The sequence below is a fragment of the Cupriavidus sp. OV096 genome, from assembly GCF_900115455.1.
In the GTDB taxonomy this organism is placed as follows: domain Bacteria; phylum Pseudomonadota; class Gammaproteobacteria; order Burkholderiales; family Burkholderiaceae; genus Cupriavidus.
Genome location: NZ_FOWM01000017.1, coordinates 57491 through 69022, shown reverse-complemented (window position 1 = coordinate 69022; position 11532 = coordinate 57491). Strand labels below are relative to the sequence as shown.

Here is an 11532-nt window from a genome sequence, read left to right as displayed (position 1 = left end):
AATCCGTCCCACGCACTACAGCGATGATTCTGACCAGGAGACACAAGATGAAGACGTACAAGATCGCCACGATCCCCGGTGACGGCATTGGCAAGGAAGTGGTTCCCGCCGGCCGTGAAGTGATGGAAGCGCTGGCCGCTGGTGGCGCCGGCTTCCAGTTCGAATTCGAAAACTTCGACTGGGGCGGCGACTACTACCGCCAGCACGGCGTGATGATGCCCGCCGATGGCCTGGACGCGCTGCGCGGCAAGGACGCCATCCTGTTCGGCTCGGCCGGCGACAACCAGATTCCCGACCACATCACGCTGTGGGGCCTGCGCCTGAAGATCTGCCAGGGCTTCGACCAGTACGCCAACGTGCGCCCGACGCGCATCCTGCCCGGCATCGACGGCCCGCTCAAGCGCTGCGCCCCGGAGGACCTGAACTGGGTGATCGTGCGTGAAAACTCGGAAGGCGAGTACTCGGGCGTGGGCGGCCGCGTGCACCAGGGCCACCCGATCGAGGCGGCCACCGATGTGTCGATGATGACCCGCGTGGGCGTGGAGCGCATCCTGCGCTACGCCTTCAAGCTGGCGCAATCGCGTCCGCGCAAGCTGCTGACCGTGATCACCAAGTCCAACGCCCAGCGCCACGCCATGGTGATGTGGGACGAGGTGGCCGTGGAAGTGGCCAAGGACTTCCCGGACGTGACCTGGGACAAGGAACTGGTCGATGCCGCCACCGCGCGCATGGTCAACCGCCCGAAGACGCTGGACACCATCGTCGCCACCAACCTCCACGCGGACATCCTGAGCGACCTCGCCGCCGCGCTGGCCGGCAGCCTCGGCATCGCGCCCACCGGCAATATCGACCCGGAACGCCGCTACCCGTCGATGTTCGAGCCGATCCACGGTTCCGCCTTCGACATCATGGGCAAGGGCCTCGCCAATCCGGTGGGCACCTTCTGGTCCGTGGTGATGCTGCTCGAACACCTGGGCGAAGACGCCGCCGCCAAGCGCGTGATGGCCGCCATCGAGGCCGTGACCGCCAACCCGGCCCTCCACACCGGCGACCTCGGCGGCAAGGCCACCACGGTCCAGGTGACCAAGGCGGTCTGCGACTACCTGGCCGCCAACAAGCAGGCCAAGGCGGCTTAACCCTCCCGCCCCCTCGCCGTCCCGGCATTTGGCCGGGCGGCCCTTGCGAGCCGGATCGCGGCTCGCGCTGCCCTGCGGACGCTAAAAAACGGCCATCAGAGCCGGTCCGCAGGCGCGCCAGATTCGAATGTGCAGGAGACAGCCATGATTCGAAAGCTACTGGGAAAGCTCTACGTCCAGGTGTTGATCGGCGTTGCCGCCGGTGTGGCACTGGGTGTCTGGGCACCCCAACTCGGCAGCGACCTCAAGCCGCTCGGCGACGTATTTATCAAGCTCATCAAGATGGTCTTCGCGCCGATCATCTTCGCCACCGTGGTGCTGGGCATCGCCCGCATGGAGAACATGAAGGAGCTGGGGCGGGTGGGCGTGCGCGCGCTGCTGTACTTCGAACTGCTGTCGACTTTCGCGCTGGTGCTCGGGCTGATCGTGGTGAATCTGGTGCAGCCGGGGCGCGGCATGAATATCGACCCGGCGCACCTCGACACCAAGGCCATCGCCACCTACACCCATGCGGCTGAAAAGTCACATTCGTTTATCGATTTCCTGATGAACCTGGTGCCGACCAGCATCATCGACGCGCTGGCCCGCAACGACATCCTGCAGATTCTGGTCTTCGCCACGCTGTTCGGCATCGCCCTGTCCCATATCGGCCCCCGCGCCAAGCCGGTGGTCGATTTCCTCGATTCCTTCGTGCACGGCATCTTCAGCGTGGTCGGCATGGTCATGCGGCTGGCCCCGCTGGCCGCCTTCGGCGCCATGGCCTTCACGGTCGGCAAGTACGGGCTGGGCTCGGTGGTCTCGCTCGGCAAGCTGATGGGGACGATGTACATCACGTGCTTCCTGTTCGTGGCCATCGTGCTGAACGGCGTGGCACGGCTCTCCGGCTTCAGCCTGTGGAAGTTCCTGCGCTATATCCGCGACGAGCTGTTCACGGTGCTGGGCACCAGTTCGTCCGAATCCGTGGTGCCGCAGCTGATGGGCAAGCTGGAGAAGGCCGGGGTGTCCAAGCCGGTAGTCGGGCTGGTGGTGCCCGCCGGGCTGACCTTCAACCCGGACGGCCAGTGCATCTACTACACCATGGCCGCCATCTTCATCGCCCAGGCCACCAACACGCCGCTCTCCCTGACCGACCAGTTCGTGGTGCTGGGGGTGCTGCTGCTGACCTCGAAGGGCTCCGCCGGCGTCACCGGCTCCGGCTTTATCACGCTGGCGGCGACGCTGGCCTCGCTGGGCACGATCCCGGTGGCCGGCATGGTGCTGCTGCTCGGCGTGGACCGCTTCATGTCCGAGGCGCGCGCCATTACCAACACCATCGGCAATGCCGTGGGCACGGTCGCCATCGCCCGCTGGGTGGGCGCGGTGGATCAGCAGCAGTTGCAGGACGCGCTGGACGGCAAGCTGTCCGATGACCCCGACGCGCTGATCCCTGACCAGCCCGAGCCGGCTACCTCCACGGTCGGCGCCCGGCTGGCCCGCATCGGCGATGCCCATGCCTCGCTCCTCCATTGATCCGATGACCCCGAGCCCCGCCATGGACACCCCCCAGGCCCGCCAACTGCTCCGCGAGATGTTCCAGGCGGCCATCCACGCCGCCCAGCCCGCGCGCACGCTGGCCGCCCACCTGCCCCCGCCGCCACCGTCTCCTGGCCGGACCATCGTGATCGGGGCCGGCAAGGCGTCGGCGGCCATGGCCCGCGCGCTGGAAGATGCCTGGCCCCATCCGCTGGAAGGGCTGGTGGTCACGCGCTACGGCTACGCGGTGGAGTGCGCGCGCATCGAGATCGTCGAGGCCGCCCATCCGGTGCCGGACGCCGCCGGCTTCCACGCCGCGCAGCGCATGCTGGAACGGGTGTCCGGGCTGACCGAGGACGACCTCGTCATCTGCCTGATCTCGGGCGGCGGCTCCGCGCTGCTGCCGCTGCCGCTGGCCGGCATGTCGCTCGCGGACAAGCAGGCGGTCAACCAGTCGCTGCTGAAGTCCGGCGCGACCATCACCGAGATGAACACCGTGCGCCGGCACCTGTCGGCGATCAAGGGCGGGCGCCTCGCCGCGGCCTGCCATCCGGCGCGGGTCTGCAACCTGCTGTTGTCCGATGTGCCCGGCGATGACCCCATCGACATCGCCTCCGGCCCCACCGTGCCGGACCCGACCACCCGGGCCGACGCGCTGGCCATCGTCCGGCGCTACGGCATCGACGTGCCGCCGCATGTGCTGGCCGTGCTCGATTCGGACGCGTCCGAGTCCATCAAACCCGGCGATGCCCGCCTGCCGCCCATCGACACCACGCTGATCGCCACGCCCCGGCTGGCGCTGGAAGCTGCCGCCGCCGTGGCACGCCGCGCCGGCCTGCGCGCCTACCTCCTGGGCGATGCCATCGAGGGCGAGGCGCGCGATGTCGGCAAGGTCATGGGCGGTCTGGCGCTGGAAGTGGCGCGGCACGGCCAGCCGTTCACGGCGCCCTGCGTGCTGCTCTCGGGCGGCGAGACGACCGTCACCGTGCGCGGCAACGGGCGCGGCGGGCGGAATGTGGAATACCTGCTCTCGCTGGCGCTGACGCTGCGTGGCGAACCGGGCGTGCATGCCATTGCGGGCGATACCGATGGCGTGGACGGCCAGGAGGAAATCGCCGGCGCGCTGGCCGGCCCGGACACGCTGGCGCGCGCCTGGCAACTCGGCATCCGCCCGCAGGACGCGCTGGCGGCCAACGATGGCCACGGTTTCTTCGAGGCGCTCGGCGATGCGGTTGTCACCGGGCCGACCTTGACCAATGTCAATGACTTCCGCGCCATCCTGATCGCGCGGTGAAGGGAGTAACAAGATGAGACGCACCCGCAATGCCAAGATCGTGGCCACACTGGGCCCCGCGAGCACGTCGCCGGAAGTCATCGACGCGCTGTTCGAAGCCGGCGCCGACGTATTCCGGCTCAACTTCAGCCACGGCAGCCACGCCGACCACAAGCAGCGGCTGGACACCATCCGCGCCGTGGAACGGGACCGTGGCCGCCCCATCGGCGTGCTGCTGGACCTGCAAGGCCCCAAGCTGCGCATCGGCACGTTTGCCGATGGCCCGATCCAGCTGGCCGCCGACGCCAGCTTCCGGCTCGACCTCGACGCCACCGTGGCCGGCACCGCCAGCCGGGTCAGCCTGCCCCACCCGGAAATCTTCGCAGCGCTGCAGGAAGGGACCGAGTTGCTGCTCGATGACGGCAAGATCCGCCTGCGCGTGGAGCGCTGCGGCAAGGACTTCGCCGAGACCACGGTGGTCAATGGCGGGACGCTGTCCGACCGCAAGGGCGTCAACGTGCCCGGCGTGGTGCTGCCCCTGTCGGCCATGACCGAGAAGGACCGGCGCGACCTGGAGTTCGGCCTGACGCTCGGCGTGGACTGGATCGCCCTGTCCTTCGTGCAGCGGCCCGAGGACATCCTGGAGATCAAGGACATCGTCAAGGACCGCGCGGGCATCGTCGCCAAGCTGGAGAAGCCGGCGGCCATCCAGAGCCTGGAGGCCATCGTCGCCGAATCGGATGCCGTGATGGTGGCGCGCGGCGACCTTGGCGTGGAGATGCCGGCCGAGCTGGTGCCCTCGCTGCAGAAGCAGATCCTGCGGGCCTGCCGCAAGGCCGGCAAGCCGGTGATCGTGGCCACGCAGATGCTGGAATCGATGATCGCCTCGCCGGTGCCGACCCGCGCGGAAGCCTCGGACGTCGCCACGGCCGTGTACGACGGCGCCGATGCGGTGATGCTGTCCGCCGAATCGGCCTCGGGCAGGTATCCGGTGGAGGCCGTGCGGATGATGAACAGCATCATCTCGCGCACCGAGTCGGACCCGCTCTATCACGATGCCATCCAGGCCTCCCACACCCCGCCGCGCGCGGAGGCCGCCGACGCCATCGGGCTGGCGGTGCGCCATGTGGCCGGGCTGCTGAAGTCCCCGGCGACGGTGGCCTACACCAGTTCCGGCTACTCGGCGCTGCGCATGGCGCGCGAGCGCCCCGAGGTGCCCATCCTCGGCATGACCCCCCGCATGGCCACCGCGCGCCGGCTGGCGCTGGCCTGGGGCGTACACGCGGTGCTGTGCCACGAGGTGGTCGATGTGGTCGAGATGACCGAATTAGCCAGCCAGACCGTGCGCAAGGAGGGCTTCGGCGCGGCCGGCGACTCGATCGTGATTTCCGCCGGGCTGCCCTTCGCGGTGGCCGGCACCACCAATCTGCTGCGGATCGCGCAGGTCCAGTAAGTTGCTATTTCGTTAGGAACCCCCCATGCCCATCATTCAGGACATTCGCGGCTACGAGATCCTCGACTCGCGCGGCAACCCCACCGTGGCGGCGCAGGTGCGGCTGTCGGACGGCTCGCAAGGCTTTGCAGCGGCGCCGTCGGGCGCCTCCACCGGCGCCCGCGAGGCGCTGGAGCTGCGCGACGGCGACAGCGACGGCAAACCCCGGCGCTACTTCGGCAAGGGCGTGCGCAAGGCCGTGGCCCATATCGACGTCGATATCGCCCGCACGCTGGCCGGCATGCCGGCGGCAGACCAGGCGGCGGTGGACGACTGCCTGATCCGGCTCGACGGCACGCCGGAGAAGTCCCGGCTCGGCGCCAACGCGCTGCTGGCGGTGTCGCTGGCCACCGCGAAGGCGGCGGCGGCTTCGGCCGGCGTGCCGCTTTATCGGACCATCGGAGGCCAGCGCCGCGACGCCCGCCTGCCGCTGCCGATGATGAACATCATCAATGGCGGGGCCCATGCCGACAACAGCGTGGACATGCAGGAGTTCATGATCCTGCCGGTGGGCGCCCCGTCGTTCTCCGAGTCCCTGCGTTGGGGCGCGGAGATCTTCCACACGCTCAAGGCGGTGCTCAAGGCGCAGGGGCTTTCCACCGCCGTGGGCGACGAAGGTGGCTTCGCGCCGGACCTCGCCTCGAACGAGCACGCGCTGGAGATCATCCTGCGCGCCATCGAACAGGCCGGGTTCCAGGCCGGGCGGGACATCGCGCTGGGGCTGGACGTCGCCAGTTCGGAGTTCCATCGCGACGGGCGGTACGAGTTGCAGTCCGAAGGCCGGTCCTATTCGGCGGACGGTTTTGTCGACCTGCTGGCCAAGTGGGTCGATCAGTACCCCATCGTCACCATCGAGGACGGCATGGCCGAGGGCGACTGGGCCGGCTGGCAGTTGCTGACCGAGCGGCTGGGCCAGCGCGTGCAGCTGGTGGGCGACGACCTCTTCGTCACCAACACGGCGATCCTGCGGCAGGGCATCGACTGCGGGGCCGCCAACGCGATCCTGATCAAGCCCAACCAGATCGGCACGCTGACCGAGACGCTGAACGCCATCGACATGGCGGAGGCGGCCGGCTACGCCTCGGTCATCTCGCATCGCTCCGGCGAGACCGAGGACACGACCATTGCCGACCTTAGCGTCTGCACGGCAGCCACGCAGATCAAGACCGGCTCGCTGTGCCGCTCCGACCGCGTCGCCAAGTACAACCGCCTGCTCTATATCGAGGCGGAACTGGGCTGCGCGGCCACCTTCGCGGGACGCGCCGCGCTGCGCGTACCGGGTTTGCAGGTGTTGCCGTCAGCGAGTGATCTCGCTATTAGTGAGCAATAAATCACAAATCATAAATACAGGAGACAGACCATGCCGACTTCCCAAACGCTTCCCCGCTTCCTCCGTGCCGCGCTGCTGATGCTGGGCGCCGGGGCCTCCGCCCTGTGCGTGGCGCAGGAATGGCCGACCAAGCCGATCAGCCTGATCGTGCCGTTCCCCTCCGGTGGCACCACCGACGTACTCGCGCGCGCCATCGGCGACCAGCTTTCCAAGAAGCTGGGCCAGCCCGTGATCGTGGAGAACCGGCCCGGCGCCGGCGCCACGGTGGGCGCGGACTACGTGGCCAAGGCCCGCCCGGACGGCTACACACTGTTGATGGGCGCCGTCCACCACACCATCGCCACCAGCGTCTACAAGAAGCTGCCGTACAACTTCCAGAAAGACCTGGCGCCGATCTCCACCGTGGCGATGGTGCCCAATGTGCTGGTGATCAATCCCGCCAAGACCCCGGCCAAGACCGTGGCCGAGCTGGTGGCGCTGGCCAAGAAGTCGCCCACCGAGTTCGCCTACGGCTCCAACGGCAACGGCACCGCCCAACACCTGATCGGCACGCAGTTCCAGACCGCCACGGGCGCCCCGCTGCTGCACGTGCCCTATAAAGGCAGCGGCCCGCTGACCACCGACCTGCTGGGCGGACAGGTGACGATGTCCTTCGACACGCTGACCCCGGTGCTGCCGCACATCAAGGCCGGCAAGCTGCGCGCGCTGGCCGTGACCACGGCCAAGCGTTCCAGCGTGCTGCCGGACGTGCCGACCATGGAAGAAGCCGGCCTGAAGGGCTTCGATATCGGCACGTGGTTCGGCATCCTGGCGCCGGCGGCCACGCCCAAGCCCATCGTCGCCCAGCTCAGCGCGAAGATCGTGGAAATCGTCAATTCGCCGGACTTCCAGCAGCGCATGCTGGCCGCCGGCGCCGAGCCGATGCCCAGCGATTCGGCAGCGTTCGCCAAGCGCATCGATGACGAGACCGCCAAGTTCGCCAAGCTGGTCAAGGATGGCAAGGTGACGATCGAGTAAGGCCCCCGGAGCCTTGGCGCGTTACTCGACCTCCACCACCGGCTGGCCCTCGGTCACGGCGTCGCCGGGCTGGACCAGGATGGCCTTGACCACGCCATCCGCCTCGGCTTCGAGCGGGATTTCCATCTTCATCGACTCGATGATCATCAGGACATCCCCGGCGGAGATGGTGGCGCCGGCTTCGATGGCGATGGAGGACACATGGCCGCTGACTGCGGCGTCGATCTGGGGCATCAGGCTGCTCTTTCGGTAAGGGTTTCGGGTTGCTTCGGCGTAGGCGTCTGGAGCGGCGTGGCCAGCACGCGCTGGGTCAGGGCCGTGTCGATGCGGGCATCGGCGAAATCGGGGTGGGCCAGCACGCGCAGCAGGAACGGCAGGTTGGTCTTGACCCCGGCAATCTGGAACGCCTCCAGCGCGGCACGCAGGCGCCGGATGGCGTCGGCGCGGTCGCTGCCGGTGGCGATGACCTTGGCGATCATCGGGTCGTAGTACGGCGTCACGCGCTGGCCCTGCGCGTAGCCGGTCTCCACGCGGATGCCGGGCGCCTGCGGCGGCACGAAGGTGTCCAGCGGCCCCGGCGACGGGAAGAAGCGCACCGGGTCTTCGGCGTAGACGCGGGCCTCGATGGCGTGGCCCTGCTGGCGCGTGGGGGCCGGCAGCACGGCGTCGATCCGCTCGCCGCAGGCCAGCCGGACCTGCGCGGCCACGATGTCGATGCCGGTCACCTGCTCGGTCACCGCATGCTCCACCTGGAGCCGCGTGTTCATCTCCAGGAAGACAAAGCCGGTCTCGGGTGTGTGCAGCATCTCCACGGTGCCGATCACGTCGTAGCCGACGTGGCCCAGCAGCGTGGCCAGCCGCTCGCGCATGGCGGCCACCGCCTCGCCCGACAAGCCCGGCGCGGGGGCTTCTTCCAACACTTTCTGGTGACGGCGCTGCACCGAGCAGTCACGCTCGCCCACAATGCGCACGCCGCCGTAGCGGTCCGCCAAGACCTGGAATTCGATGTGGCGCGGCTGCTCCATCAGCTTTTCCAGATACAGCTCCGCCTGCCCGAAGCTGCGCTGCGCCACCGAGCGGGCCTGCTGCCAGGCGGCAGCCAGCCCCTGCGCATCGCGCACCGGCAGCATGCCGATGCCCCCGCCACCGCCAGCCGGCTTGATCAGCACCGGGTAGCCGATCTGCTCGGCGGCGGCAGCCACGACGGCCATGTCGTCCGGCAGCACGCCGGAACTCGGCGCCATCGGCATGCCGTGGCCGGCCATGAAGTCGCGCGCCTGCGTCTTGTGGCCCAGACGGCGGATCCAGGCGGGCGACGGGCCGATAAAGCAGAGCCCCGCCGCCTCCACCCGTTCGGCGAAGTCGGCGTTTTCCGACAGGAAGCCATAGCCGGGGTGCACGCCGTCCGCGCCGGTCTCCCGGGCGACATCGAGCAGCTTTTGCTGATGCAGATAGCTGTCCAGCGGCGCCGCCTCGCCGATGCGCACGGCCATATCGGCCTCGCGCAGGTAGGGCAGGCCCGCGTCGGCGTCCGAGTAGACCGCCACCGAGGCGATGCCGAGCTGGCGCAGCGCGCGGATCACGCGTGCTGCCACGGCGCCCCGGTTGGCCACCAGCACGCGGCGCAGCGTGCGGACCTTGATGGTGTCGTTCATGCCGTCTCTCCTGCGCGGATCACCACCGCATCGACCAGCACCGGCGCCACCGCCCCACGGGCGACGATCACCGGGTTGGCATCGACCGAATGCACCGTGCCGCGCGCCGCGACCATCCAGTCGCCCAGACGAACCAGCATGTCGGCCAGTTGGTCGAGGTCCACCGCTTCCATGCCGCGCAGCGCGGCGAACGCCGGGGCGATGCGCAGCCGGCCGATGGCGGCCCGCGCCTGACTGGCCGTGAACGGCGCGACGAGGAATTGCACGTCCTGCAGCGCTTCCACCAGCACGCCACCCTGCCCGACCATCACCACCGGGCCGTAGGCCGGATCGATATGGGCGCCCACGGCCAGTTCGAACGCGCCGCGTTGCTGGCGCGCCAGCAGCACGCCGCCGTGGCGGACTTCCATCCTGTGCAGGATCTGGTCGATCTCGTCGAAGGCAGCCACGGCGGCGGCCTCGCCGGACAGGTTCAGCTTCACCAGCCCGTGCTCGGATTTGTGCGTGATGTCCGGGGACACACCCTTGGCGACCACCGGCGCGCCCAGTTCTGCCACGGCACGGCGTACGTCATCGGCGCTCTGGCAGAGGCGATGCGCCACCACGGGCAGGCCCGCCGCCGCGAGTTCGGCCAGGCTGCGGACTTCATCGAGGGCATGGGCGGGGGACGCGTGCGTCAGTACTCCTGCCGGCACGCCAGCCGGCAAGGGCGCGGCCAGCGCCGCCTCGCGGCGTTCGCCATATTCGGCCAGCAGCGCCAGCGCCTGCATGGCGGAGCGCTCGCTGTCGAACACCGGCACGCCCTGCGCGCGGAACGCCTGCGCCACCCACTCCTGATTGGCGCTGACCGCCACCGGCACGCCGCTGGCCGAAGCAAAGCGCCCGGTCTGTGCGGAGAAATCGTCGAAGTCGTAGCCTTCGCCGCCAATCGGAAAGCCGACGAAGATCAGGTCGGCCTGCCGCTGGGCCGCCACGGCGTCGAGCGTCTGGCCATAGATCTGCGGCTGGCCGAGCAACGCGGTGGTCATGTCGATGGGATTGCGCGCCGAGACATAGCCGGGCAGCACGGTGCGCAGCGCGGCGGTGCCGGGTTCGTCGAACTGGCACAGGTCCAGCCCGTGGGACTCCGCCGCGTCCGCCGCCAGCACGCAGGTGGCGCCCGAGTTGCTGATCGCCACCACCTTGCGGCCACGCGGCCGCTGGCCGCCCGCGAAGATCTGCGCGTACTCGGACAACTCCCGGAAATCGTTCACGCGCAGGATGCCGTGCTGACGCAGGAAGGCATCGGCCAGCGCGTCCTCGCCGGCCATCGCCCCGGTGTGGGAGCTGGCGGTCAGTTGCCCGGCGCGGGTCCGGCCGGCCTTGACGGCGAGGATCGGCACATCGCGCGCATGGGCGATCCGTGCGGCCTGCGCCAGCACGTCGGGGTCGCGCAGGGATTCCACGTACAGCAGCATCACGCGCACGGCGTCATCCTCGGCAATCGCGCGCAGCGTTTCGGCGGCGGTCACGTCGGCCTCGTTGCCCGTGGCCACCATGTAGCGCACGCCGATGCCCTTGCGGCGCAGCCCGCCATAGACGATGGACGAGCCCGCGCCGCTCTGGCTGACGATGGCCACCGGGCCGTCCTGCGGCGCTTCCTCGTTGATCATGGTCGAGAAATGCAGCACGGCGCCGGTGGCGAAGTTGGCCACGCCCTGCGTGTTCGGCCCGAACAGCCGCAGGCCGCCGGCGCGGGCCCGCGCCACGAGCCGCTGCTGCTGCGCCGCGCCGGCCTCGCCCAGTTCGGCAAAGCCCGACGAATAGATCACCGCGCCCTTGGCCCCCACGGCGATGCATTGCTCGATGGCCTGCTCGGCCTCGGTGCCGGCCACGCTGATGACGACCACATCGGGCGAGTCCGGCAGCGCGGCCAGGTCGGGGTAAGCCGCCAGGCCCTGGATCTCGGCCCGCTTGGGGTTGACCGGGTAGATGCGCCCGGCATAGCCGTGGCGCCGCATATAGTCGATGGGCCGGCCGCCGGCCTTGATCGGGTTGTCGGACGCGCCCAGCACCGCCACCGAGCGCGGCGCCAGCAATGACAACAACGAAGCTTGCTCCTTGGTATCCGCCATCGC

Annotated in this window: 9 protein-coding genes; 6 read left to right on the top strand and 3 right to left on the bottom strand. The window is 69.2% G+C overall.

Annotation, left to right across the window (positions count from 1 at the left end; translation table 11 throughout):
* The first annotated feature begins 47 nt into the window (after window positions 1-47).
* The 6 genes from BM115_RS25525 to BM115_RS25500 all read left to right on the top strand — a co-directional run bounded on the left by BM115_RS25525 (window position 48) and on the right by BM115_RS25500 (window position 7760).
* Entirely contained in the window at window positions 48-1136 is a 1089-nt protein-coding gene (locus BM115_RS25525; protein WP_092301220.1) for a tartrate dehydrogenase, read from the top strand.
* Window positions 1137-1280: 144 nt separating this feature from the next.
* Entirely contained in the window at window positions 1281-2645 is a 1365-nt protein-coding gene (locus BM115_RS25520; protein ID WP_092301217.1) for a dicarboxylate/amino acid:cation symporter, read from the top strand.
* A 22-nt stretch (window positions 2646-2667) separates the two neighbouring features.
* Window positions 2668-3942 carry a glycerate kinase type-2 family protein gene (locus BM115_RS25515; protein WP_177220014.1) on the top strand — a complete coding sequence of 425 codons (1275 nt, stop codon included), beginning with the start codon at window positions 2668-2670 and terminating at the stop codon, window positions 3940-3942.
* 13 nt (window positions 3943-3955) lie between these two features.
* Complete coding sequence (gene pyk / locus BM115_RS25510) at window positions 3956-5374, top strand: pyruvate kinase (protein WP_092301214.1); 1419 nt, start codon at window positions 3956-3958, stop codon at window positions 5372-5374.
* A 25-nt stretch (window positions 5375-5399) separates the two neighbouring features.
* Window positions 5400-6743: a phosphopyruvate hydratase gene (gene eno, locus BM115_RS25505; RefSeq protein WP_092301211.1), complete on the top strand. Its 1344-nt coding sequence runs from the start codon at window positions 5400-5402 to the stop codon at window positions 6741-6743.
* A gap of 78 nt (window positions 6744-6821) precedes the next feature.
* Complete coding sequence (locus BM115_RS25500; protein ID WP_255370985.1) at window positions 6822-7760, top strand: tripartite tricarboxylate transporter substrate binding protein; 939 nt, start codon at window positions 6822-6824, stop codon at window positions 7758-7760.
* 21 nt (window positions 7761-7781) lie between these two features.
* On the opposite strand, the gene BM115_RS25495 is transcribed toward BM115_RS25500, so the two are convergent.
* The 3 genes from BM115_RS25495 to BM115_RS25485 are packed head-to-tail and all read right to left on the bottom strand — an operon-like array spanning window position 7782 to window position 11529.
* Window positions 7782-7994 (bottom strand): acyl-CoA carboxylase biotin carboxyl carrier protein subunit, encoded by a 213-nt coding sequence (locus BM115_RS25495; RefSeq protein WP_092301205.1) that lies wholly within the window; start codon window positions 7992-7994, stop codon window positions 7782-7784.
* On the bottom strand, window positions 7994-9415 hold the full coding sequence (locus BM115_RS25490; RefSeq protein ID WP_092301202.1) for an acetyl-CoA carboxylase biotin carboxylase subunit: 1422 nt from the start codon (window positions 9413-9415) through the stop codon (window positions 7994-7996). Before BM115_RS25490 ends, BM115_RS25495 begins: the two co-directional genes overlap by 1 nt.
* The gene (locus BM115_RS25485) at window positions 9412-11529 is read right to left on the bottom strand and encodes an acetate--CoA ligase family protein (RefSeq protein WP_092301200.1); all 2118 of its coding nucleotides are present in this window, start codon (window positions 11527-11529) and stop codon (window positions 9412-9414) included. Before BM115_RS25485 ends, BM115_RS25490 begins: the two co-directional genes overlap by 4 nt.
* Window positions 11530-11532 lie beyond the last annotated feature (3 nt).